18 protein-coding genes are annotated in these 23480 nt (G+C 73.7%); 6 read left to right on the top strand and 12 right to left on the bottom strand.

Annotation, left to right across the window (positions count from 1 at the left end):
* Positions 1-4: 4 nt before the first annotated feature.
* Together OHV05_RS28235 and OHV05_RS28230 are read right to left on the bottom strand one after the other, a co-directional pair.
* A complete protein-coding gene (locus tag OHV05_RS28235; RefSeq protein WP_405020170.1) occupies positions 5-949 on the bottom strand; it encodes an ABC transporter permease in 945 nt (314 codons plus the stop codon).
* Positions 950-952: 3 nt separating this feature from the next.
* Positions 953-2512, bottom strand: a complete 1560-nt coding sequence (locus tag OHV05_RS28230; protein ID WP_405020169.1) for an ABC transporter substrate-binding protein — start codon at positions 2510-2512, stop codon at positions 953-955.
* 417 nt (positions 2513-2929) lie between these two features.
* Here OHV05_RS28230 and OHV05_RS28225 point away from each other — a divergent pair, with 417 nt between their 5' ends.
* Genes OHV05_RS28225 through OHV05_RS28210 form a run of 4 tightly spaced genes read left to right on the top strand, consistent with a single transcriptional unit; the run spans position 2930 to position 8139 of the window.
* Positions 2930-4132 carry an ROK family protein gene (locus tag OHV05_RS28225; RefSeq protein WP_405020168.1) on the top strand — a complete coding sequence of 401 codons (1203 nt, stop codon included), beginning with the start codon at positions 2930-2932 and terminating at the stop codon, positions 4130-4132.
* Entirely contained in the window at positions 4129-5232 is a 1104-nt protein-coding gene (locus OHV05_RS28220; RefSeq protein ID WP_405020167.1) for an enolase C-terminal domain-like protein, read from the top strand. The genes OHV05_RS28225 and OHV05_RS28220 overlap by 4 nt, the downstream gene beginning before the upstream one ends.
* The gene (locus OHV05_RS28215; protein WP_405020166.1) at positions 5229-5981 is read left to right on the top strand and encodes an SDR family NAD(P)-dependent oxidoreductase; all 753 of its coding nucleotides are present in this window, start codon (positions 5229-5231) and stop codon (positions 5979-5981) included. The genes OHV05_RS28220 and OHV05_RS28215 overlap by 4 nt, the downstream gene beginning before the upstream one ends.
* Positions 5982-6030: 49 nt before the next feature.
* Complete coding sequence (locus OHV05_RS28210) at positions 6031-8139, top strand: right-handed parallel beta-helix repeat-containing protein (RefSeq protein ID WP_405020165.1); 2109 nt, start codon at positions 6031-6033, stop codon at positions 8137-8139.
* A gap of 57 nt (positions 8140-8196) precedes the next feature.
* Here OHV05_RS28210 and OHV05_RS28205 read toward each other — a convergent pair whose 3' ends face one another.
* Together OHV05_RS28205 and OHV05_RS28200 are read right to left on the bottom strand one after the other, a co-directional pair.
* Complete coding sequence (locus OHV05_RS28205; protein WP_405020164.1) at positions 8197-9375, bottom strand: alpha/beta hydrolase; 1179 nt, start codon at positions 9373-9375, stop codon at positions 8197-8199.
* Between the two features lie 132 nt (positions 9376-9507).
* Entirely contained in the window at positions 9508-10632 is a 1125-nt protein-coding gene (locus OHV05_RS28200; RefSeq protein WP_405020163.1) for a chemotaxis protein, read from the bottom strand.
* Between the two features lie 161 nt (positions 10633-10793).
* Between OHV05_RS28200 and OHV05_RS28195 the strand changes: the two genes are divergently transcribed.
* The gene (locus tag OHV05_RS28195) at positions 10794-11900 is read left to right on the top strand and encodes a PP2C family protein-serine/threonine phosphatase (protein WP_405020162.1); all 1107 of its coding nucleotides are present in this window, start codon (positions 10794-10796) and stop codon (positions 11898-11900) included.
* Here OHV05_RS28195 and OHV05_RS28190 read toward each other — a convergent pair.
* The 4 genes from OHV05_RS28190 to OHV05_RS28175 all read right to left on the bottom strand — a co-directional run bounded on the left by OHV05_RS28190 (position 11881) and on the right by OHV05_RS28175 (position 15905).
* Entirely contained in the window at positions 11881-12489 is a 609-nt protein-coding gene (locus OHV05_RS28190) for a hypothetical protein (protein WP_405020161.1), read from the bottom strand. The two genes, OHV05_RS28195 and OHV05_RS28190, sit on opposite strands and share 20 nt — an antisense overlap.
* Positions 12490-12607: 118 nt before the next feature.
* A complete protein-coding gene (locus OHV05_RS28185) occupies positions 12608-14242 on the bottom strand; it encodes an alpha/beta hydrolase (protein ID WP_405020160.1) in 1635 nt (544 codons plus the stop codon).
* Positions 14243-14385: 143 nt separating this feature from the next.
* On the bottom strand, positions 14386-15009 hold the full coding sequence (locus OHV05_RS28180) for a Pr6Pr family membrane protein (RefSeq protein WP_405020159.1): 624 nt from the start codon (positions 15007-15009) through the stop codon (positions 14386-14388).
* 92 nt (positions 15010-15101) lie between these two features.
* Positions 15102-15905 (bottom strand): SDR family NAD(P)-dependent oxidoreductase, encoded by an 804-nt coding sequence (locus OHV05_RS28175; protein ID WP_405020158.1) that lies wholly within the window; start codon positions 15903-15905, stop codon positions 15102-15104.
* 105 nt (positions 15906-16010) lie between these two features.
* Here OHV05_RS28175 and OHV05_RS28170 point away from each other — a divergent pair, with 105 nt between their 5' ends.
* On the top strand, positions 16011-16628 hold the full coding sequence (locus OHV05_RS28170) for a TetR family transcriptional regulator (RefSeq protein ID WP_405020157.1): 618 nt from the start codon (positions 16011-16013) through the stop codon (positions 16626-16628).
* An 18-nt stretch (positions 16629-16646) separates the two neighbouring features.
* Here the strand turns inward: OHV05_RS28170 and OHV05_RS28165 are convergent, their stop codons facing one another.
* The 4 genes from OHV05_RS28165 to OHV05_RS28150 all read right to left on the bottom strand — a co-directional run bounded on the left by OHV05_RS28165 (position 16647) and on the right by OHV05_RS28150 (position 23372).
* On the bottom strand, positions 16647-17510 hold the full coding sequence (locus OHV05_RS28165) for a universal stress protein (RefSeq protein ID WP_405020156.1): 864 nt from the start codon (positions 17508-17510) through the stop codon (positions 16647-16649).
* A gap of 89 nt (positions 17511-17599) precedes the next feature.
* On the bottom strand, positions 17600-19249 hold the full coding sequence (locus OHV05_RS28160; RefSeq protein ID WP_405020155.1) for a bifunctional aspartate transaminase/aspartate 4-decarboxylase: 1650 nt from the start codon (positions 19247-19249) through the stop codon (positions 17600-17602).
* Between the two features lie 20 nt (positions 19250-19269).
* Positions 19270-20970, bottom strand: a complete 1701-nt coding sequence (aspT, locus tag OHV05_RS28155; RefSeq protein WP_405020154.1) for an aspartate-alanine antiporter — start codon at positions 20968-20970, stop codon at positions 19270-19272.
* A 275-nt stretch (positions 20971-21245) separates the two neighbouring features.
* Positions 21246-23372, bottom strand: a complete 2127-nt coding sequence (locus OHV05_RS28150; protein ID WP_405020153.1) for an MMPL family transporter — start codon at positions 23370-23372, stop codon at positions 21246-21248.
* Between the last annotated feature and the right edge of the window lie 108 nt (positions 23373-23480).

The raw sequence follows: 23480 nt of genomic DNA, 5'->3' as shown, positions 1-23480 counted from the left end.
CAGGTCACTCCCACCTGATCCGGGGGTCCAGCCAGGTGTACACCAGGTCGGTGACCAGCTGGACCGCGACGTAGACGGCGACGAGCAGCAGGAGCAGGTCCTGCACCACCGGGTAGTCCCGGCGCAGCACGCCCTGTTCGGCCAGCTGACCGAGGCCGGGCCAGGCGAAGATCGCCTCCACCAGCACGGCGCCGCCGAGGAGTTGGCCGACCTGGAGGCCGAGCACGGTGACGGCGGGCGGCAGCGCGTTCGGCAGCGCGTGCCGCCAGACGATCCGGCGCCGGGAGACGCCGAGCGCGGTGGCGGTGCGGACGTAGTCCTCGGCCAGCGCGCGTTCCAGACCGTCCTTGAGGTAGCGGGCCACGATCGCAGCGCTGGGCAGCGCCAGGCAGAGGGCGGGCAGCAGCAGGTACTGCACCGCCAGGTCGGGCTGGTCGAGGAAGGGCTCGTGGCCGCCGGCCGGGAGCACGCCGAGCGTCACCGCGAAGACCAGCACCAGCACCACACCGGTGACGAACGGCGGGATCGCCAGCACCGAGGTGGTGAAGGCGCGGACGGCGGCGGCCACCGGGCCGCGCCGGACGGTGGCGCCGAGCACGCCGAGCGGCAGGCCGAGCAGGATCACCAGCAGCAGGGCGGCGACGGTGAGTTCGACGGTGGCGCCGAGGCCGTCGCCGATCAGGTCGGACACCTCGCCGCCGATCGCGTAGCTCGGGCCGAGCTGACCGGTCACCAGGTCGCCGAGCCAGCGCAGGTACTGGGTCGGCAGCGGCTGGTCCAGCCCGAGCCGGGCGCGGATCGCCTCGACCGTCTCGGGCCCGGCGTCCGGGCCGGCCAGGCTGGTGGCCGGGTCACCCGGTATCAGCCGGAGGATCAGGAAGATCAGGAAGGAGGCGGCCAGCAGCACCAACAGCCCGGAGGGCAGCCGCCTGCGGAGGAAGGTACGCATCCGTCAGGCCGCGAGGTAGGCGTCGTCGAGGTTGAGGTAGTTGAACTTGTTGAGGGTCGCGCCGTGCACCTTGGCCCCGGCCACCTCGATCTGGCCGCCGATCGCGAGGTCGATCACGAACTCCTCGTCCAGCAGGGTGTCGGTGACCTGCTGGTAGAGCGCCTTGGCCTCGGGGCTGTCGCTGTCCGGGCGCTGCCAGGCGCGCTGGACGATGTCGGTGTAGGCGGGCGAGGAGAAGTGCGAGCTGTTCTTCGCCTCGTTGAAGGGGTAGGCGCTGACCGCCAGGGTGGCCGGGTGCAGCTGGGCGAAACCGTGGCTGAGCGTCCAGAGCGCGGGCATGGTCTGCGAGATCAACTGCTTCTGCATGGTCGGCGAGTCGGTCGGCTGGAGCACCGTCTCGATCCCGACCTGCTTCAGGTCGTGCTGGAGGATCTGCGCGATCGCGGTGTCGTTCGGGGTGTTCGAGTGCGCGAACGGCAGGGTGATCCCGGTGACGCCCGCCTCCTTGAGCAACGCCCGGGCCCGGTCCGGGTCGTGGCGGTAGTGGGTGGCGTTGGCGTCGGTGTAGGCGGGCGAGGACTTCGGCCACGGCGCGGCCGACGGCAGGCCGTAGCCGCCGAGCGCCTGCTGCACCAGCCGCTCCCGGTCGACCGCCCAGGAGATCGCCTGCCGGACCCGCTTGTCCTGGACGTGCTCGGCGCCGACGTTGACGCCGATGTAGTAGGCGCCGGAGCCGGTGTCGTACGGGCGGAGCTGGAACTGCCCGCCGTCCTTCAGCCCGGCCAGGTCCTTGCCGGGCACGTGGTAGGAGAGGTGGCTCTGACCGGTCTTCAGCGAGGAGACCAGCGAGTCGGCCTGCGGGATCACCCGGATCTCCACGCCGTCCAGGTAGGGGCGCCCGGGGTTCCAGTACTTCTCGTTCCGGGTGAAGGTGATCGAGGAGCCCGGGGTGCGCTTGCCCCAGCGGAACGGCCCGGTGCCGATCAGCTGCTTGCCCGCGACGGCGTCCTCGACGCTGGCCGAGTCGGTGATGATCATGAACTCGAAGAGGTCGAACAGGTTGCTGACCGGGTGCGCCAGCACCAGCGTCAGCTCGTGGTCGCCGTTCTTCCTGAACTCCGTGACGGTGGCCGCGGTCGACCTCAACTGGGCCGAACGGACCGGGTTCTGGAGGTTCTTCACGGCGAAGATCACGTCGTCCGCGGTGAACTTGCGGCCGTCGTGGAACAGCACGTCGTCGCGGAGCTTGAAGGTGATGCTGCGGCCGTCGGCGGCCAGCTGCCAGGAGGTGGCCAGCTCCGGCTGCGGCTGGAGCTTGTCGTCGTACCTGGTCAGGGTGTTGAAGACGAGCCGCTGCACCAGGGTGTTGGCACTCTGCGCGAACAGCAGGCTCGGGGTGAAGTCGATGGTGGTGGCCAGGCTGAGCGTGCCGCCCCGGCGCGGGCTCGCCGAGGCGGCGGCACCGGTACTGCTCCCGGCCGCCGAGCGGCAGGCCGCCAGGCCGATCAGGCCGGCCGCGGCGACGGAGCCGCGCAGGAGGGAGCGGCGGGAGAGCGAGGTCATGGTGCTTCCTTCGAGGGGGAGGCGCTCGGTTTGTTTCGGAGCGAAAGTAACCAGGGGAGACGGCGGCCGCGCGGGAGACCGGCACGACGTCAGGGAGTGGACGACGGAGCGTCAGGCGGAGCGGCGGCAGCGACAGGAGGGGGACACGGCACGGCACACGGCGGGCATCGCCCCTCCTTCGGATCGTCGACTGCGGGCAGGTCCTCGGCACATCGTGGTGACCCGGAGCCGGTCTGTCAAACACCATCTCGCCTGCCGGGAGCGGGCGTTGCCGGAGTGTTGCGGCACGTTGCGGCCGATGGCGATGCACCGCCCGGGGCTTGCCCGGGCCTCGCCCGGCCACTAACTTTCACCGTGAAATTAACCGGACCCGGCCACCGGCGCCGGGCCCGCCCCATCCGATCGGAGCGCCACCCGATGACGCCCTCGTCCAGCCGCGCGGTGCCCGCCGAGGCCGCCCACCGCAACGCCGCGGCCGTGCTCCGGACCGTCCTCGCGCACGGCCCGCTCCCCCGCCTGCGGATCGCCGAGCTCACCGGGATCTCGGCCGGCACCGTCTCCCGCCTGACCGCCCGGCTGGCCCGGGCCGGCCAGCTGGTCGAACTGCCCGCCGTCCCCGGACCGGCCGACACCGGCCGCCCCCGGGTGCCGCTCGACCTGCCGCTGGCCGCCACCGCGGTGGCCGGGGTGCACATCGGCCTGCTGCGCACCACACTCGGGCTGGTCGACCTGCGCGGCGCGGTGCTGGACCGGCTGGTGGTCCCGCGCGGCTCGACCGATCCGGACCGGGTGGTGGCCGAACTCGCCGACGCCCTGGATACCTTGACGGCCGGGCAGCCCACCCGCCGGCTGCTCGGCGTCGGGGTCAGCACCGGCGGCTGGGTGGACACCGAGGCGGGCACGGTGGCCGAGCACGGCCCGCTCGGCTGGCGGGACGTACCGCTGGCGGCCCGGCTGGCCGCCCGGCTGGACCAACCGGTCCGGCTGGACGGCCTGGTCCGCGCGCTCGCGCTGGCCGAGGGCTGGTACGGGGCCGGGCAGCGGGTCGGCAGCCTGCTGGAGCTGTTCGTCGGCAACGTGGTCGGCGCCGCCTTCACGGTGGACCGGCAGATCCACCACGGCCCGCGCTCCGCCGCCGGCACCGTCGCCCACCTGCGGCTGCCCGGGCTGCGCGGCGCACCCTGCGACGGCGGCCACCGGGACTGCCTGCAGGCCGCGCTGGCCGACGGTTCGGTGCTCCGACTCGCCGTGGCCGAGGGCCTGGTGGGCCCCACCGACCCGTACGAGGAGCTGGTACGCCGGGCCCAGGACGGCGGGGCGGAGGCGGGGCGGCTGCTCCGCACCCGGGCGCGCTGGATCGGCCGGGCGGCGGCCGCGCTGCTGGATCTGGTCAATCCCGACCTGGTGGTGCTGGCGGGCGGACCGCTGCTCACCCCCGAGTACCTGCCCGACGTCCGGGCCGAGTTGGTGCGGCACAGCGCTCTCGGCCCGGCCGCCGCCGACCGGCTGGTCCCGTCCGGGCTGGGCGAGCACGCCCTGGTGCTCTCCGCCGCCGCGGTCTTCCTGGACTCCTGGTTCTCGGACCCGCTCGCCCATGCCGATCGCGGTGCCACCCCGTGATCGCCGTCGAGTTGGCCACCGCCCGGGTCTCCGGACGGACCAGGTGGGACGTGCTGCGCCTGCGGGACCGGGACGGGGCCGTCGGCCTCGGCGAGTACTCCGACGCCGGGGACGGGGCCGCCCGGCTCTGGCCCGGCCTGGCGGCCCGGCTCGCCGACGGGGTGGAAGTCGCCACCGTGCTGGCCGAGTTGGACCAACTGGCGACCGGCCCCGACCGGTTCACCGTGCTCACCGTCCGGGGCGGTCTGGAGCAGGCCGCCACCGACCTGGCCGCCCGCCGGGCCGGGCAGCCGCTCTGGCGGTGGCTCGGCGGCCGGGCTCCCCGGCCGGTGCGGCGGTACGCCAACCTCAACCGGGCGCTCCGGCACCGGACGCCCGAGGAGTTCGGCGAGGTCGCGGCGGCCGCCCTGGCCACCGGGTACACCGCGCTGAAGTGCGCGCCGTTCGACGGCCTGGCGCCGGACGAGCGGCTGCGCGGCGGCCTGGACCGGGCCCGGGCGGTCCGGCGGGCGGCGCCCGGGGCGGAGCTGATGGTGGACGTGCACGGCCTGCTGACGCTGGATCAGGTGCTGTCCGCCGCCGGTGAGCTGGCCGGGCTCGGGCTGCGCTGGCTGGAGGACGCCGTGGCACCGGACGACCCGGCCGGGCTGGCGGCCGTGCACGCGGCGGACATCGCCCCGCTCGCGGGCGGGGAGTTCGCCACCGCCCCCGAGCAGGTCGGGCCCGCACTGCGCAGCGGCCGGCTGGCCTGGCTGCTCCCGGACGTCAAGCACGCCGGCGGCCCGACCGCCGCCCGCCGGCTCGCCGAGGAGGCGCTCGCGGCGGGTGCCGGGGTGTCGCTGCACAGCCCCTCCGGGCCGGTGGCGACCGCCGCCGGCCTGCACCTGGCCGCCGCCCTCGGCCCCTCGGTGGAGACCGAGTTCGCCTTCGGCGAGGCCGCCTGGCGCCGCCTCTCGGTCAGCCCCGCCGAGAGCCCGGACGGCCCCTGGATCACGCCCCCCGACGGCCCGGGGCTCGGCCTGGACCTCGACCCCGCCCACTGGACCGTCACCTCACCGACTCCCGCCGCCCGCCGGGACCTGCACCGGAGCAGCCGATGAACCAGCCACGCCCGCTCGCCGACCGGGTGGCGATCGTCACCGGCGCCGCCCAGGGCATCGGCGCCGCCGTCGCCGCCGAACTCGCCTACCGGGGCGCCCGGGTGGTCGCGGTCGACCTGGCGCCCGTGACGGCGGCGGCCGGGATCACCCCGGTACGCGGCGACGTGGCCGACCCGGCCACCGTCCGGGCCGCGCTGGCCGCCGCCGACGTCCTCGGCGGTCCGGCCACCGTCCTGGTCCAGGGCGCCTTCGCGGGCACCCCCGCCCCGCTCGACGAACTGGCCGACGACGCCTGGGAGTCCATGCTCGGCACCGTGCTCACCGCCGCCCGCCGCTTCGACACCGCCTTCGTCCGCGCCCTGCCGGCCGGCACCCCCGCCTCGATCGTGCACCTCGCCTCCCCGCACGCCCTCGGTGCGGTCCCCGGCTTCGCCGCGTACGCCGCCGCCAAGGCGGGCCTGCTCGCGCTGACCCGGGCGGCGGCGGTCGAGTGGGGGCGGCGCGGGGTCCGGTGCAACGCGGTGGCCCCCGGCTTCGTCCCGGTCGAACGCAACCGGCAGGTCTGGACCGACCCGGAGCTGAGCGCGTCGATGCTGCGGGCCGCCCCGCTCGGCCGGTTCGGCACCGCCGCCGAAGTCGCCCGCGCCGTGGCCTTCCTGGCCGGTGACGAGGCGTCGTTCGTCAACGGCGCCTGCCTGGCCGTGGACGGCGGCATGACCGCCATGCTCCCCGAAGCGCTGCTGCGCTGAGGGTCCCCACCGAAGGAGAACACCCCGTGTCCGGTACCCAGGAGGGCGAATGTCCCTGCCCCGCTCCGTGCGGCTGCTCACGCTCGCACTCGCCGCCGCGATCCCGCTCGCCCTGGCCACGCCGGTGGCCGCGGCACCCGTCACCGCCTATGTCGACTGCTCGGCCCCGGCCAACGGGACCGGCAGCCAGGCCGCCCCGTACAACACCCTCGCCACCGTCAACTCCCTCGCGCTGGAGCCCGGCAGCGCGATCCGCCTGAAGCGCGGCACCACCTGCCTGGGCACCCTGGCCCCGGTCGGCTCCGGCACCGCGACCGCGCCGATCACCATCGACGCGTACGGCACCGGGGCGCTCCCGGCGGTGAACGCCAACGGCGCCGCCCAGGCCGTGCTGCTCGCCGACCAGGCGTACGTCGAGCTGCGCAACCTCGACCTGAGCGCGCCGGGCGACAACACCACCTCCCGGCGCGGCGTGTACGTCCGGGCCACCGACGCGGGCACCCTGCCCGGCATCCTGCTCCAGGGGCTGGACATCCACGACGTACGCGGCAAGCTGCCCGCCGTCACCGGGGCCGGCGCGGGCACCGGCAAGTACGCCGACGCCTCCGGCGGCATCGTGATCGAGGCCCAGGGCTCCACCACCCCGACCGCCTTCGCCGGGCTGCGGGTGCTGGACAACCGGATCCACGCCGTCGACCGGCAGGGCATCTACACCTGGTCCAACTGGTGCCGCAACACCCGGCTCGCCGCGTTCTGGAACAGCCTCTGCTCGGCGGCCTGGGCCCCCTCCACCGACCTGGTGATCCGGGGCAACCGGCTGTGGGACATCGGCGGGGACGGCATCGCCCCGATGACCGGGCAGCACACCCTGGTCGAGCGGAATCTGCTGCAGGGCTTCAACGTGCGCTCCGGGTCGCCCAACGCCGGGATGTGGACGGCCAATTCGGTCGACGTCACGTTCCAGTACAACGACACCTCCGGCGGCCGCACCACCAGCGACGGCATGGCCTACGACGTGGACCACTCCACCGACGGCGTGCTGTTCCAGTACAACTACTCGCACGACAACGAGGGCGGCTTCTTCCTGCTCTGCCCGTACAACACCCCGACCAGCAACTTCACCATCCGGTACAACGTCTCGGTCAACGACCGGGCCCGCGGCTTCCAGATCTGCCCCGGCGCGCTGAAGAACGGTCAGATCCACCACAACACCGTCTACCTGGCCGACGGGATCAGCCAGCAGATCGTCACCGAGGGCACCACCGCGACACTGGACGTCCGGTTCACCGACAACATCGTGGCCAAGCACGGCAGTTCGGGCACCGTCGGCTGGACGCTCAGCGACCCGGCCTTCAAGATCGACCACAATGTGTTCTACGCCGTGCCGACCCCGGCCGGCGCGACCGGCACCGTCACCGGCGCCCCGCTGCTCTCCGGCCGGGAGCTGGCCGACCCCTGGGGCTACCGCCTCGCGGCCGGGTCCTCCGCACTCGGCACCGGCATCGCGGTGCCCGGCGACGGCGGCCCGGACTACTTCGGCAACCCCGTCCCGGCCGGTGGCGGCAACATCGGGGCGTACCAGGGCCCCGCGGTCACCGCGCCGAGCCTGGCGGACACCTTCAACACCGCCACCGCCGGTACGGCTCCGGCCGGTTGGACCGTCACCGGACCGGCCGCCGGAGCCGTGGTCGGCGCCGACCCGGCCGGCGGCCACGGCTCGGCGCTGCTGCTGACCCGGCAGGGCTCGGCCGAGGTCAACGCCACCCGCTCCTTCGCCGCCGCCGGCGGCGAGACCCGGGTGGACCTGCGGGTCCGGGCCGGGCAGACCACCGCACCGCTCGGCGTGCACCTGCTGGACTCCACCGGCGCTCCAGCGGCGCAGTTCAGTCTGGCGGCGAACGGCAGCGCGGCCTTCACCGACAACGGTGGCTGGGCCGACGCCCCGTTCGGCTACCCGCCGGGTAGTTGGCTGCGGGTGGCCCTGCTGCTGCACCCGGCCGCCGGCACCTACGACGTCCTGGTGGACGACGTGCGGCTGGCCACCGCCCGGCTGACCGCCGGTGCGGGCGCGCCGAGCCGGCTCCGGCTCCGGGTCCAACCCGGTGCCACCGCCGCCACGTTCGCCGTGGACGACCCGCTGATCCAGCCGCTCGGCTGACCCGTACCGCCTCCCGCGCCGCCCCCGCGCGGGAGGCACCGGGCGCCCGACGCCCCGTCAGGGCGCCAGGTGCCGGGACAGGAACTCCAGCGCGGGCGGCAACAGCCTGCTCCAGGTCTCGAAGTTGTGACCGCCGGTGGGCACCGAGGCGGTGGCGACGGTCATCGGCGGGCGGACGGCCGCCGCGAACGCGTCGGTCTCCCGCTGGTAGTCACCGTCCCCCTCCCGGCTGCCCGCCAGCATCACCGCGACCGGCGGCCCGGGCAGCGACCTCAGCCGCCACATCAGGTCGGCCTCGTCCCGGCGCTGCTGGCTGCCCTTGAACAGGTCGCCGGTGGAGACGTCCTCGGCGGCCTTGTAGTAGCCCGAGACGGAGACCCCGGCCGGGAACACCTCGGGGTGCCGCATGGTCAGCTTGAGCGCGCAGTACCCGCCGGTCGAGTTGCCCATCATCCCCCAGGCCCTCGGCCCGGTGGAGATCCGGTAGGAGGCGGCGAGCACCCGGGGGACGTCCCGGGCGAAGTACGTCTCCGACCGCACCCCGCCCGGGATGTCCTCGCACTCGCTGTCGGCGGGCAGCGCCGGGGACGGCCGCATCAGCACCAGGACGGTCGGCTGCATCCGGCCGCTGCTCATCAACCCCAGAGCCGCACCGGGGTAGTTGAGCCGGGTGATCAGGTTCTTGGCGTCGCCGGGGAAGCCGGTCAGCACGATCACGGCGGGGAAGCGTCGCTCGGCGTGCTGGGCCTGGAAGTACTCCGGCGGCAGGTAGACGTAGCCGTCGGTGCTCAGCCCGCTGGCCGGTCCGGGGATCCGGATCTCCTGGATCTCGCCGACCCGGCTCGGCTCCCGGCCCCGGCCGCCGCTGTCCACCTCGGCCCGGCCGAGCCGCTGCACCGGCTGGGCCGGCGGCTCGGCGGCCGCCGACCCGCTCGGACTCGGCCCCGGGCTCGGCCCGGGGCCCGGCTCGCCCTGCTGGCCGGTCACGCTCACCTCGCCGCGCTCGCCCGTCCCCAGCAGGTCGTCCCAACTGCTGTAGAACGAGAAGTAGTTGTTGGCCAGCAGGCCGAGCGCGCAGAGCACCGCGAGCTGGGTGGCGAGCAGCGCGCCGATCCGGCCCAGCACCGCCCGCCAGGTCGGCCGGGCGAACCGGGGCCAGGCCCAGACCGTGCCGGCCATCAGCAGCAGGGCCGTGACCGCCGCCAGGACCAGCACCTTGTGGCTTGTCAGCCCCATGTCCGGTGACTCCCGTGGGTTCCGAGGGTTCGTCGGTCCGGTGGGCGCCCCGGGGCCGGTGTCCCAGTATGCCCATCCGGCACACGCCACGGCCCCGGCCACGCCGCACGGTGACCGGGGCCGGACGGGTGGTCAGTAGCGCAGCACCGCCGCGATCCGGTCGTGGTCGGCCAGCGCCTCGTCGGCCAGGAAGACCACCTCGGCGCCCTGGTCCAACGCGGCTTCGACCAGTTCGTCGACGATGTCCTCGCGCACCCCCCGGTCCCAACTGCCCGGCTCGGCCACCGCTTCGGCGCCCACCGCCGCCAGGTGACCCTCGGTCAGCCGGACGGTCTGCTGGTAGTGCTCCTCGACCGCGACCAGGCTGACCCGGCCCTCCCGGACCGCCTCCCAGACCTCGTCCAGGCCGGCCGCGAAGGTCTTCCGGCCGCGCGCCTCGTCCAGCAGCCCGGCCACCCGCTCGGCCTCCTGCCCGGCGTACGCCGCCCGGGCCGGGCGCAGCTCCTCCCGGAGCACCCGGTCGGGGCCGTTCACCAGCCCGCCGCTGAGCACCCGGCCGGCCGCCCCCTTGGTGGCCGAGCCGACCTCCTCCAGCAGGCCGACCGCCTGCGGCAGGCCGACCAGGAACAGCGGACGGGCGTCGGTGGCGACCAGGTCGCCGAGGGCGGTGTCGACCGTGCGCAGGAAGCGCCGGGTCTCCTCGTCCTGGAAGGTGCTGGGACGGTCGCCGACCCGCTCCTCGTGCTGGACGTCCCACTCCAGCGCCTCGGGCTCGGCCGGGAAGCCGTCCGCCCGGTGCTCGGTCAGCGACTCGCCCACCCCGCTCCAGAGCGTGGCGCGGTCGGCCGCGACCGCCAGCACCCAGTACGGCCGGAACTGGGCCTTGGCGGCGACCAGGTTGCGGGTGAGGAAGGTGTCGCTGAGCACGACCCGCTCCGGCACCTCGCGGGGCACCGTCCGGACCTGGTGCTCGGTGGTGGTGGCGAACAGCACCAGGCCCTCCTCGGCATGCCGCAGGTCCACCTCCGCCGCGGCCTTGGCCAGCCGGGCCTTCAGGTCGATCCTGGCCTGCCGGGCGATGTCCGGGTCGCCGTCGATCCGGCGCTCGGCCTCGGCCAGCACGTTGCGCAGCCGGACCGGGTCCTGGGCGTTGTCCGGCTCCCTGCGGTGGGTCGGCAGCGTGAGCGAGACCGCCGGATAGGGCCGGGGCGCCCGGAGTTCACGCAGGGCCTCGGGTGTCAGGTCGTCGGCTTCCATCGTCCTCTTCTCCTCGATCCTCCGAGCGCTGCGGCACGGATCCGGGCGGGCCGGACCGGGGCACCGTCAGGCAGTGGCACGTGTGCACACCGTCGCACGAGAACCCGCGCCCGCCGTGGACAAAAGGGGGTGTTTCGGTCAACTGTCGATAGCCTGGGGCCATGCGGACACTCCCTGAACTCCCGCGGGTGGGCGCTCCCCGCACCATCGTCCGTTGGGCCCCGCTGCTGCTGATCGCCCTGGCCGCGCTCTTCGACGTGCTGACGCCGGGTCAGCAGCGCTACGACCGGTTCCTGGCCGCCGCGCCGGCGCTGGCCGCCGCGAGCTGGAGCGTCCGGGGCACCGCCGGGATCGGGCTGCTCACGGTGGCGGCGGAGCTGGCGCTCTCGGTCGACCGGGGCTCACCGGTGGGCCCCGCCGCGGTGACCGCCGTGGTGGTGATCCTGACCGTGACGGTGGCCGCCTGCTACGCCAGCCGGGTCCGGCAGAACCGCGAACGCGACCTGGCCGAGGTCCGGGCGGTGGCGGACGTGGCCCAGAGCGTCCTGCTCCGCCCGCTGCCGCCCGCGCTGGCCGGGGTGGAGCTGAACCTGCTGTACGTCGGCGCGGCCGCCCAGGCCCGGATCGGCGGTGACTTCTACGAGGCGCTGCGCACCCCGTTCGGCGTCCGGCTGATCGTCGGCGACGTCCAGGGCAAGGGCCTGCCTGCCGTCGAGGTGGCCTCGGTGCTGCTCGGCACCTTCCGCGAGGCGGCGTACGAGGCGCCGGACCTGGCCGCCGTGGTCGCCCGACTGGAGACCGGCATGGTCCGCTACAGCGAGCAGGTGCCCAGCTCGGACGCCGCCGAGCGGTTCGCCACCGCCGTGCTGGTGGAGCTCCCGCCCGAGGGCCGGACCGCCCGGGTGCTCAACTGCGGCCACCCCGCGCCGCTGCTGCTGCGCGGCCCCGAGGTGCTGGAGGTGGAGCCGTCCTCCCCCGCGCTGCCGCTGAACCTCGGTGCGCTGCTGAACGACCGGCACCCGGTCGACACCGTCCCGTTCGAGGACGGCGACCGGCTGCTGATCTTCACGGACGGGGTCAGCGAGGCCCGGGACCGGGCCGGGGAGTTCTACCCGCTCGCCGAGCGCCTGCGCGGCTGGACGGGGAGCGGGTCGGCCCGGCTGCTGGAGCAGCTGCACGCCGACCTGCTCGCCTACGGCCCCGGCGCCGGAGCCGGGGACGACATCGCCGTGCTGGTCGCCGGGCGGCTCAGTACCGCTGCGCCTTGACCACCACCGGCGTCAGCTGGTCGGCGGCTGGCCGGCGGCTGAACGAGACCGGGCTGGCCGGCTGGCCGGCTGCGACGTTCTCCGCACCGACCACCGTGCTCACCGCGACCTGGCCCGAGGCGTCCCGCCAGTCCACCTGGACGGCGTACGAGGCCGCCGCGGACGTCCGGTTGACGATGTTCACCACGGCCGCCTGGATGCCGCCGGAGCTGGCCGGCGGCACCCCGGTCAGCGTCACGTCGGAGACCGCGTTGCCGCTGCCCTCGACCCCCTTGAGCGCGGCCACCGCCCGCTCCTGGTGCTGCGCCGCGTAGGCCGACACCGAGGCCTCGAAGGAGGCGGCGGCGGCCGAGGCGGAGGACGCCGCAGCCGAGATCGAGGCCGCGGCGGAGGCGAACGCGGACGGCGGCGAGCCGGAGAAGGAGGACGGGTTCGGCGCCACCGACAGACTGTTGGCGGCCGACGGCGTCCCGCCGGACGAGCCGCTGCTGCCGCAGGCCGCCAGCAGCGCGGCCGCCGCGCCCACCGCCGCCAGGGCGGCGATCCCGCGCCGCCGGTCCGTTCCGTACCCGCCTGCTGCTCCGGTCACGACTGCCTCCTGGTCGGTGGTGCTCCGCCCCTCATGCTTCGCAGGCCCGACCGCTGCGGCGACCAGAGGTGCGCCATCCGGGTGACGGCCAACCCGGTTGGCCGTCAACGGAGTTGGCTCACGATCCGGCCCGCAGCCGGGTGTCCAGCCGGGCACTGTCGGCCACCGTCCAGCCCGGTGGCGGCGCGATCGCCGCCCAGGCGTACACCGGGAGCGTGCCGAACCGGTGGCCGTGCCCGGCCGGGACGTCGTTGGCCGCCGCCAGGTCGCAGCTGACCTGCCAGAAGGTGACCAACGGGTACCAGCGCATGGTCGGCGACACGTCGGCGGCCCGGGGCCGGTCCAGCCACGGCGGGCGGCGCCAGATCAGCGAGGGCTCCCACCAGGTGACCGGGTCGCTGCCGTTCTGCAGGTAGACCACGCGCGGCGGGTCCCACGGCCCGTCCGGCAGGTCGAGATCGGCCGGCGTCTGGGCGAACCGCACCGTCCGGCCGTCCCGGTACTGCGGCCGCCAGACCGGGCTGCCCCGGTCCCGGCCGTCGGTGACGTCGCGTCGGATCGGGTTGTCCGGGGTCGGCCCGACCAGCAGCGCGCCGTCGGTACGGGTCGCCAGCCCGGCCACCCCGTCCGGGTAGGCCCGCTCGGTGGCGTACGAGCCCAGGCTCTCCCCCGCCACCAGCAGCTTGGGCCGGTGGTCGGCGGGCAGCGCGGACCAGTGGGCGTACACCGCGTCGATCAGCGCGGCCCCGGCGTCCGAGGCCTGGTCCTCCGTCAGGAACGAGATCCAGCTCGGCAGGTAGGAGTACTGCATCGCCACCAGGGCGCTGTCGCCGCCGTACAGGTACTCCGGCGGGGTGGCGATCTGCTCGTTCACCCAGCCGCTGCCGGTGGTGCTGATCACCACCAGCACCTGGCGGGCGAAGCCGCCGGTGCGGTCGAGTTCGGCGACGGCCAGGGCGGCGCGCCGCTCCAGGGTGTCCGCGGAGCGCAGGCCCACGTAGACCCGGACCGGGTCCTTGGCGGGCCGCCCGGAGAACTCGGTGATCTGCCCGGCGGTGGTGGCCTGGCCGATGAAGTCCCGGCCCTTGGCACCCAGGCTGTCCCACTCCTCCAGGGAAGCCGGGCTGCCGGACAGGGTGGCCAGCTCGGGCCGGACGATGCCGGGCGAGGTGGACCGGTCGGTCAGCCCGGCGGCGCTCTCCGCGACGTTCAGCAGCCCGCGCAGCAGGAAGCCCTGCACCAGCCCGACCACCAGCACCGCGGCCACCAGCACCGCACCGGTGGCCGCCGCCCAGGGCGGGATCACCCGGCCGAGCTGACGGGCGATCAGCCGGGTGCCCAGCCGGACCAGCCGGGCGATCAGCACCAGCAGCCCGGCCAGCAGCAGGGCCACCGGCAGCACCAGCACCCACTGCCACCAGCTGATCCGCGGGTCCATCCCGACCGCGCGCCGCAGGTCGCCCTGCCAGCGCACGCTCCAGGCGGTCACGAACACCACCGCCACCGTGCCGACCGCCGCCGGCGCGAGCCGGGCCCAACGGCGCACCCCGGTCGGGACGGTGACCCCGCAGCGCCGCAGCAGCCACTGCAGGAAGGCGCCGATGCCGTACCCGAACGCGGCGGTGATCGCCCCGGCGGCGGCCTGCAGCCACCAGGCCCGGGGGATCAGCGAGGGCGTGAAGGACAGGCAGTAGCAGACCACCGCACCGGCCGACGCTCCCCAGGAGGGCAGCCGGCGCACCACTCGCGACACCGGGGCCGACCCGGCGTCAGAAGTCGACGGCGGCACGGCTGGCCTGGTGGGTCGGGGGCGGTGGCATCAGGACGGCGACGGGCACCTCGGGAGCGTATCAACCATTTGCCTGATATGTCCGATTCAACGGAGCCGACAGGGCGTCAACTCGGGCGTGGCTCCCGGCCCTCGCCCAGCCGGTTGCCGGCCCACCGGATCAGCTCACCCACCCCGACGAAGGCCAGCGTGACCAGGGTGCAGGCCACCGCGACCCGGCTGTAGCCGCCGGGGTGCCGGGGATCCAGGAAGGGGTACGGGTACCAGTCGGTCACCGCGCCCCGGATCAGCGTGTACGGCAGATAGAGCAGCGGGAACAGCAGCCAGCACAGCGCCCGCTGACGGCTGATCGGGCGGCCCGGCGGGTCGGCCGCCCAGTCCGCCAGCAGCACCAGCGGCATCAGCCGGTGCACCACGGTGTTCACCCAGGGCAGCAGCGGCCCGAGGTCGTGGCCGGACAGGGCGACCAGGTAGACCAGGCCGGTGATGGTCAGGTAGAGCACCACCGCGCCGCGCACCAGGTCCGGCACCCGGCCCCGGCCGAGCAGCCCGAGCGTGCCACCCGCCAGCAGCACCAGCACCCCGGCCATGTTGCTCAGGTTGGTGAAGTAGCTGAAGAAGCTCACCATCGACAGGTCCAGCGTGGCGCTCCGGTGCGCCTGGACCCCGAGCGCGACGGCCGCCGGCAGGCCGGAGCAGAGCCGCAGCACGTTCAGCACCCGGTCCCGCACGGGCCACCGCCTTCACCTCGTCCGACCGTTGCGGTCATCATGACGGCGAAGGGGTGGCCCGGCCCGACTGGACCCCGGCCCGGCGTGTCGGGTCAGGCGTGGGTGCCGCCGTCGATCCGGATCTCGGTGCCGGTGACGAACGCGCCGTCGTCCGAGGCCAGCATCGCGACCACGGCCGCCACCGCCTCGGGCCCGGCGAAGCCGTACCCGTTGCCCGACTGCAGCGCCGGGCTGAGCTTGGCGAACAGCGACATGTCGGCGTCGGCCGGGATGCCGGGGCCGCGGTTCTGGCCGCTGGCGCCGGAGGCGTCGGTCATCCCGCTGCTGATCGAGCCGGGCGCGACCGAGACCGCGCGCAGGCCCTGCTTGGCGTACTCGGCCGCCAGGGTGTGGGTGAAGGACTGCACGCCACCCTTGCTGGCCGCGTACGCCGCCATGTACGGGTGGGCGAAACTCGCCGAGGTGGAGCTGAAGTTGACCACCACGCCGCGCCCGGTGGCGAGCAGCTCGGGCAGCGCCTCACGGGTCATCAGGAAGGTGCCGGTCAGGTTGACCCGCAGGACGGTGTTCCACAGGTCCAGGCCGGTGCGGTCGGTGTGCTCCGAGCGCAGGATGCCGGCCGCGTTCACCAGGGCGTCCAGGCCGCCCAGGGTGTCGATCGCGGCGGCCACCCCGGCCACCACCGAGCCCTCGTCGCCGATGTCGACGACGAGCGTGGTGAGCCGGTCGGCGGTGCCGTCGGCGGCGGCCAGCTCGCGGGTGGCGGCCAGGCCGGTCTCGGCCACGTCGGCGCCGACGACCCGGCCGCCCTCGGCCAGGACGCGGCGGACGGTGGCCTGGCCGATGCCGGAGCCCGCGCCGGTGATCAGTACGCGGCGGCCCTCGAAGCGGTTCATGGTGCTCTCCTGCTGGATGATCCGGTGATTCGCCTTCACGTTACGCCTAGATGGCACGTTGTGCCACAAACGCACTTCGTGCCCGTCCGGCACTAGACTCGTCCCGTGTCAGACCAACGCCCCTCCCTCACCGAGCGCCGCAAGGCCACCACCCAGCAGGAGATCGCGCTGGCCGCCGCCCGGCTGTTCGCCGAGCACGGCGCGGCCGACTGCACCGCGGAGGCGATCGCCCGCGCGGCCGGCGTCTCGCTGCGCACCTTCTACCGGTACTTCCGCACCAAGGAGGACGCGGTCGCGCCGCTGCTCTCCGGCGGGGTCAGGCACTGGGTCACCGAGCTGGCGCTCAGCCCGCCCGAGCTCTCCGTCCCGGAGGCGCTGGAACACTCCGCCCGGATCGCCCTCAGCCCCTCCGCCGCGTACCCGGCCGCCACCTTCGAGTGGGTCCGCGGCCTGCTCCGGATCGCCCCCACCGAGCCGGACCTGCTCGCGGTCTGGCACCGGGTGCACCACGAGTCCGAGCTCGCCCTCGCCCCGGTGCTCGGCACGCTGGCCGGGGACGGTGCCGACCCGCTGGAACTACGGTTGGCGGCGGCCGCCGCCAACACCGCGATGCGGGTGGCGCTGGAGACCTGGGCGGAGACCGCGGACCCGCCGGAGCGGATCGCCGAGCTGGGCGCCCGCTGCATCCGGGAGCTGACGGCCGGTCTGCGGCTCTGGGCCTGACCGGGCGTCAGGACGGGCTCAGAGCGGGATCACCGCCACCGGACAGTGCGCGTGGTGCAGCACCGCGTGCACGGCGGTGCCCAGCCGCAGGCCGAGGTGCGGCGCGGGCCGGTGCCGTGCCACCACCAGCAGGGCCGCCCCCTTGGACGCCTCGACCAGGGTGGCGGCGGTCGGGCCGCTGTGGTCCTCGGCCTCGATCGCCAGCTCGGGGAACTCCGCCCGGACCGGGTCGACGGTGCGGCTCAGCAGCTGCTCGTGCAGCTTGGCCTCCTCCCCCGACTCGTCCAGCAGCGGCGCGCCGCGGGCGATGTCCGTGACCACCGGCGACCAGGTGTGCAGCGCCCGCAGCGGCAGCCCGGCCCGCAGGGCCTGCCCGGCCCCGAACCGCAGCGCCTCGGCGTCCCGCTCCTCCCGGATCGCCACCAGCACGCAGTCGCCCCGCTCCGGCGGGACCCGGACCACCACCACCGGGCAGCTCGCGTGCGCGCAGACCCGCAGGCTGACCGAGCCGAGCAGCAGCGCGGCGAAGCCGCCGTGGCCGCGGGTGCCGACCACCGCCAGCTCGGCGTGCTCGGCGGCGGCCAGCACCGCGGCGGCGGCGTCCCGGGGCACCACGTCACCGGTCGGGCGCAGGGTCGGGTGGGCGGCACCGACCAGGTCGATCGCCTCGTCCAGCACGGCCTGCGCGTTCTTCAGGATCAGGTCCGTCACCGCGGCGCCGGAGCGTGGCGAGAGGGTGACCGTCCCGGTGTTGACGGCGTACACCAGGTGCAGCCCGCAGCCGCGCCGTTCGGCCTCCTGGGCGGCCCAGTCGGCCGCCACCGTGGCATGGGGGGAACCGTCCACCCCGACCACCACACCCGCGGGGGATCGGATGTCCATGACCGCCTCCGAAGCGTCGATGCCTCTCTCCAGCATGCGCCCCGGGGCAGCGGAAAGGGGCCCCCGCAGGGGCCCCTTCCGGTGTGGGATCAGGCCTTGGACTGCTCCCACTCGGAGCGGTAGTCCAGGAAGATCTGCCGCAGGTGGTGGCCGATCTTCAGGTAGTCCAGGTCGTCCAGGTTGGCCAGCGAGACCCGGACCGACCACTCGGGCCCGTCGAAGCCACCGCCGTTGAGCAGCACCACACCGGTCTGCTCGGCCAGCCGGAACAGCGGCTCGGTCGGCTCGTAGGTCTTCTGCAGGTACTCCGCGAACTCCGGCCCCGCGGTCCGCTCGGCCTCCGCCAGCAGGTCCAACTCGATGTAGTACCCGGCCCGTTGCGGGTCGTCCGCGATCTTCATCTCGGAGCCCTCGAGCAGCAGCGCCAGCCGCTGGTGGACGATCTCCTGCACCTTGGCCTTGTACGCCTTGCCCTCCGGGAGCAGCGCGAACAACGAGAACAGCGTCATCTGGACCTGCTGCGGCAGGCTCAGCCCGGCGGTGTGGTTGAGCGCCACCTGCCGGGAGTCGGCGACCAGCCGGTCGATGAAGCGGATCTTCTCCGGCTCCAGGGTGAGGGTGCCGTAGCGCTTGTTCAGCCGGGCCTTCTCCTCGGCCGGGAGCTCGGCCAGCATCGCGTCCAGCACGTTGTCGTGGTGCAGGCCGATCACGCCCAGCCGGTGGCCGGTGCAGCCGTAGTGCTTGGAGTACGAGTACACCAGCAGGCTGTTCCTCGGCAGCTCGGCGGCGAGGGTGCGGAAGCCGTTCACGAAGGTGCCGTAGACGTCGTCGGTGACCACGATCAGGTTGGGGTTCTTGGTCGCCACGATCTGCTTGATCTGGTCGGCGACCCGCTGGGAGAGCGCCAGCGACGGCGGGTTGGAGGGGTTGACCAGGCAGACCAGCTTGACCGCCGGGTCCTCCAGCTTGGCCACCTCCTCGGTCGGGTAGCGCCAGCCGCGCACCCCGGTCTCGGTGAAGTTGGACGCCTCGACCTTGACCACCTCGAAGTCGAAGGTGTCCAGCTCGGCGATCTCGATGTAGGGAGTGAACACCGGCACCATCAGGGCGATCTTGTCGCCCTTGTGCAGGATGCCGTTCTTCATCAGCGAGTCGAAGATGTAGCACATCGCGGCGGTGCCGCCCTCGGTGGCGAACAGGTCGAGCTGGTCGGCCGGCGGCTTGGCGTCCATCAGCTCCTCCCGCAGGTAGCCCCGGACCACCTGCTCACCGTGCGTCAGCATCCGGTCCGGAACCGGGTAGTTGTCGCCCACCGTGGAGTCGGCCAGCTCGTGGATCCAGGCGTCCCGGTCGAAGCCGAACCGCTCCACGGCCAGGTCGATCGAGGCGGTCAGCAGCTCGATGCCGGGCAGCTCGGGGTGCGAGCGGGTGAACTTGTCGTAGCGCTCGGCGATGCCCTGCTGCTCCGGCATGCCGCCCAGGTTGTCGGCGGTCCACACCCGGCGGCTCTCGGAGAGCGAGAAGTGACCGAGCGCCAGGAACGCCTCGCGCGGGCCGGTGGCGATCCAGTTCGGGTTGCCGCGCCCGGCGTTCAGCATGTGCGCGTTCGACTTGCCCTTCTGCCCGGGCTCGTCGGCCTGGTACGCCTGGGCCAACTCGATGAACCTGCCCTTGAGTTCGAACGGGCTGAGCTGGGCCAGGCGACGGATCTCTTCGCGGCTGATCGAAGGCTTGCTCATGACGGTGTCTCTCCTTGGGGCTAACCGAGCAGGGCGACGATGATGGCGCCCCAGATGGTCAGCAGGACGTTGCCTGCCGCGTACGGGATGGTGTAACCGAGCGTCGGGATCTGGCTCTTGGCCTCTTCGTTGATCGCACCGATCGCGGCGGTGGTGGTCTGCGAACCGGCCACCACGCCCATCAGGATCGGTGTCCGGATCTTGAAGACGAAGTGACCGACCAGCAGACCGACGATCAGCGGGATCACGGTGGCCACCGCGCCCCACACCAGCAGGCCCCAACCCGCCTGGGAGAGACCGCTGCTGAAGCTCGGGCCGGCGTTGATGCCGACGATGCCGACGAAGGCGCACAGCCCGAAGGTGTCCATGAACCACTGCGCACCGGGCGGCACGTTGCCGTAGGTCGGGTACCTGCCGCGGATCCAGCCGAAGACCAGACCCATGATCAGCGCGCCGCCGGAGGTGGAGAGCGAGATCGGCACACCGCCCGCGGTCAGCGACGGGATGCCGATGCAGCCGCCGAGGAAGATGCCCAGGCCGACCCAGATCATGTCGGTGGCGAAGCTGGTCGGCACCGGCTTGCCGAGCGCCGCGGTGGCCGGGTCGACCAGCCGCTTGGGGCCGGTCAGCACCAGGGTGTCGCCGCGCTCCAGCTCGGTGGAGAGCCGGTAGGGGAACTCCGCGCCGGAGCGGTAGACCTTGTCGATGAAGACGCCGACCATGAACGGCTCGCGGCGGACCTGGGCCACCGTCTTGCCCAGGTGCTCCTTGTTGGAGACCACCACGTGCAGGTGCTCGGTCTGGTAGCTGAGCAGACCGGCGTCGTCCGACTCGGGACCGATCTGCCGGACCGCGTCGAACTCCACCAGGTCGTGCCGGAGCGCACTGACCGCGACCACGTCGCCCTGCTGGATCACGGTCTGCTGGGTGTGGTCCAGGATCTCGCCGTCCCGGCGGACCCGGGTGAGGTAGATCCGGCGGCCCTGCTCGTACTGCTGGGCCTCGATGTCGTCGATGGTCCGGCCGACCAGGCCGTTGCCCGCGACCGTGAAGGCGCGCAGCACCACCTCGTAGTAGCCCTCGGCGAGGTCCGGGTCGGCCTCCGGCGCGTCCAGCTCGACGGCCAGCGCCTTGGAGTCCTCCGCCAGGTTGCTCCTCAGCAGCCGGGGCGCGACGTTGGCCAGCAGCACCGCGCAGAGGATGGTGCCGAGCGGGTAGGTGACCGCGTACGCGACCGGCACCAGGTTCTGCTGGGCGGTGATCTGATCCGGGCTCAGGCCCTGGATGTTGCCGATCGCGTCCTGCGCGACACCGATCACGGCCGACTGGGTGAGCGCACCGCCCAGCAGGCCGGCCCCGAGCCCGGGGCCGTAGCCGAGCATCTCGGCGAAGCCCCAGCAGACCAGCAGGCCGGTGACACAGACCACCACCGCGACCGTGACCTGCGGCAGGCCGTCCTTCTTCAGGCCGCGGAAGAACTGCGGGCCGACCTTGTAGCCGAGGGCGAACAGGAACATGATGAAGAACACCGACTTCACCGTGCCGTTGACGCTCACGTCGGTCACCCAGCCGGTGAACAACCCGGCGACCAGACAGCCCGTCACCGCGCCGAGCCCGATGGCCTTGTAGCGGATCTTCCCGACCAGGAAGCCGATCGCGATGGTGAGGAAGATCAGTAGTTCCGGATAGGGCTTGAAGACGTGATCGGTGATCCAGTCCATCGTGGTCCTTCAGCTGGGGGTCGGAGGCCGGTGGTGCCGACCAGCGCAGGGCCGGTCAGGGGAGCGGGGAGCCGGACATGGTCAGCCGGTCGTCGCCCCGCCGGGCCGGCGGGGCTTCAGGACTGTGATCGGGAGCGGACCGATGGCTGATCATGCCTGCGATTACATCGCATATATAGGCTTATGTCCTTTTCAGACACTCCGTGGCGGCCAGATCTCTCACCCCATGCGAAAGGTCCGGAAGCCCGAGTGGGCTTCCGGACCTTGATCCGCCGTCAGGCCGGGACGAGCTCCTTGGCCGGCGCGGTGGGCTCCCCCGGCTCGATCCGCAGCTCGGGCAGCAGCCGGTCCAGCCAGGCCGGCAGCCACCAGTTGGCCCGGCCGAGCAGCGTCATGGTGGCCGGCACCAGCAGCAGCCGGACCACGGTGGCGTCCACCAGGACGGCGGCCGCCATCCCGACGCCCATCATCTTCACCGTGACGTCCGGGTCCAGCGCGAAGCCGACGAAGACCGCGACCATGATGGCCGCCGCACTGCTGATCACCCGTCCGGTCGCCGACAAGCCGCGCACCACGCTGCCCCTGGCGTCCCCGGTGGCCAGCCAGTCCTCCCGGACCCGGGCCAGCAGGAAGACCTCGTAGTCCATCGACAGCCCGAACAGCACGGTGAACATCAGGATCGGCACCCAGCTGGAGACCGGCACCGCGTGCGGCAGCCCGAGCAGCTTCGCCCCGGTCTCGGACTGGAACACCGCCGTGGTCACCCCGTACGCGGCGGCCACCGAGAGCAGGTTCATCGCGGCCGCCTTGACCGCCAGCACCGGCGCCCGGAACAGCACGGTCAGCAGGATCAGCGAGAGCGCCACCACGAACGGGACCACGATCCAGAGCCGCTCGCTCAGCCGCTGGGAGATGTCCGCGAACACCGCGACCACCCCGGTGGCCTCCGCACCGGCCGGCAGCACCCCGCCGCGCAGCCGGTCCAGCAGCTCGGTGGTCCGCTCGTCCTGCGGTCCGGTGCTCGGGGTGACCGAGACCACCGCCGCGTCACCGGCCCGGTTCTGCACTGCGGGAGCGACCGCCGCGACGCCCGGGTCGGCCTTCAACCGGGCTTCCAGGGAAGGAAGTTCGCCGGCGGGCAGGGTGCGCAGGTCGACCGCTATCAGCAGCGGGCCGTTCGCCCCCGGGCCGTACGCCTCGGCCACCAGGTCGTACGCCTTGCGGGTGGTGTTGCCCGCCGCCTGGCTGCCCGCGTCCTGCGGCCAGGTCCGCATCCCGAGCATCGGCGCGGCCAGCGCGAGCAGCACCACCAGCGAGGCCAGCCCGGCGGCCACCGGACGCCGCCCGATCAGCCGGGCCCACCGCTCGGTCCTGGTCGGCCCCGCCGCCACCGGTGCGGCCGGGTCGGCCCGCTCGGCGCGGCGCAGCAGGCGCGGCCCGGCCAGCGAGCACAGCGCGGGCACCAGGGTCAGCGAGGCCAGCATCACCGCGCCGACCACCGCGAAGGTCGCATAGCCGAACGAGGAGTAGGTGGAGAGCCCGGCCAGCCGCAGCCCGAGCAGCGAGACCAGCACCGTGGCCCCCGCGACCACCACCGAGGACCCGGCCGTCGCGGTCGCCTCGGCGGCGGCCTGCTGCTCGGTCAGCCCCTTGCGCAGCCCCTCGACGTGACGGCTCACCAGCAGCAGCGCGTAGTCGATGCCCACCCCCAGGCCCACCATGGTGGCCACGGTCGGGGCGGTCGCACTGATCTCGGTGACGGCGGCCAGCAGCGTGGTCAGCGCCGTCCCCAGCCCGAGCCCGGCCAGCGCCACCAGCAGCGGCAGCCCGGCCGAGACCAGCGTGCCGAGCGCGAGCACCAGGATCACCAGCGCGGCCACCACACCGACCAGCTCGGCGGTGCCGTCCGGGGCGGAGAAGTTCTCCGGCAGCTGACCGCCGAACTCCACCTGCAACCCGGCCGCCTCGGCCGGCTTCCCGGCCGCCCGGAGCGCGTCCAGCCCCTCCGAGCCCTTGAAGTCGGTGACCGGCACCCGGTAACCGACCTGGTACAGCGCGGTGTCACCCCGCCCGGAGAGCACCGGTTCCCCGACGGTCGCCACCTTCGGCAGCTCGGTCAGCCGTTGCCGCAGCTCGGCCAGCGCCGCCACCGGCAGGCGGGCGCCCGCCCGGTCGTGCACCACCACCCGGGCACCGGCGCCGGACATCTCCGGGAACCGCTCGGCCAGCAGATCACCCCCGGCGGTCGAACGGGTCCCGGGGACCCGGTAGTTGTCACGCGGCTCACCACCGACGGCGGCGGCCAGGCCGAAGGCCGCGACCAGGATCAGGAGCCAGGCGAGCAGGGTACGCCACGGTCTGGCGGCGGCAGCGCCACCCAGACGACCGAGGAACGAGGACATGTGCAGAGGCCTTCCGGCGGAATCCGTTGAGACTCCTCCACCCTGCACACGCCCACTTGGAACCCACTTGCAAGTGCTCCAGGGGCTCTGCGTCAGGCACACGCTGCG

The sequence above is a fragment of the Kitasatospora sp. NBC_00070 genome (assembly GCF_045041205.1).
GTDB lineage: Bacteria > Actinomycetota > Actinomycetes > Streptomycetales > Streptomycetaceae > Kitasatospora.
The sequence above is the reverse complement of the archived record's forward strand: the minus strand, read 5'-3'. Positions and strand labels throughout refer to the sequence as shown.

Excerpts from the sequence above, each read along its gene's own strand:
- OHV05_RS28200 (WP_405020163.1), bottom strand. The coding sequence starts at position 10,632 with ATGGAAGCCGACGACCTGACACCCGAGGCCCTGCGTGAACTCCGGGCG.
- OHV05_RS28175 (WP_405020158.1), bottom strand. The coding sequence starts at position 15,905 with ATGAACCGCTTCGAGGGCCGCCGCGTACTGATCACCGGCGCGGGCTCC.
- OHV05_RS28195 (WP_405020162.1), top strand. The coding sequence starts at position 10,794 with ATGCGGACACTCCCTGAACTCCCGCGGGTGGGCGCTCCCCGCACCATC.
- OHV05_RS28205 (WP_405020164.1), bottom strand. The coding sequence starts at position 9,375 with ATGGGGCTGACAAGCCACAAGGTGCTGGTCCTGGCGGCGGTCACGGCC.
- OHV05_RS28215 (WP_405020166.1), top strand. The coding sequence starts at position 5,229 with ATGAACCAGCCACGCCCGCTCGCCGACCGGGTGGCGATCGTCACCGGC.
- aspT (WP_405020154.1), bottom strand. The coding sequence starts at position 20,970 with ATGGACTGGATCACCGATCACGTCTTCAAGCCCTATCCGGAACTACTG.
- OHV05_RS28160 (WP_405020155.1), bottom strand. The coding sequence starts at position 19,249 with ATGAGCAAGCCTTCGATCAGCCGCGAAGAGATCCGTCGCCTGGCCCAG.
- OHV05_RS28225 (WP_405020168.1), top strand. The coding sequence starts at position 2,930 with ATGACGCCCTCGTCCAGCCGCGCGGTGCCCGCCGAGGCCGCCCACCGC.
- OHV05_RS28235 (WP_405020170.1), bottom strand. The coding sequence starts at position 949 with ATGCGTACCTTCCTCCGCAGGCGGCTGCCCTCCGGGCTGTTGGTGCTG.
- OHV05_RS28210 (WP_405020165.1), top strand. The coding sequence starts at position 6,031 with ATGTCCCTGCCCCGCTCCGTGCGGCTGCTCACGCTCGCACTCGCCGCC.
- OHV05_RS28230 (WP_405020169.1), bottom strand. The coding sequence starts at position 2,512 with ATGACCTCGCTCTCCCGCCGCTCCCTCCTGCGCGGCTCCGTCGCCGCG.
- OHV05_RS28165 (WP_405020156.1), bottom strand. The coding sequence starts at position 17,510 with ATGGACATCCGATCCCCCGCGGGTGTGGTGGTCGGGGTGGACGGTTCC.
- OHV05_RS28150 (WP_405020153.1), bottom strand. The coding sequence starts at position 23,372 with ATGTCCTCGTTCCTCGGTCGTCTGGGTGGCGCTGCCGCCGCCAGACCG.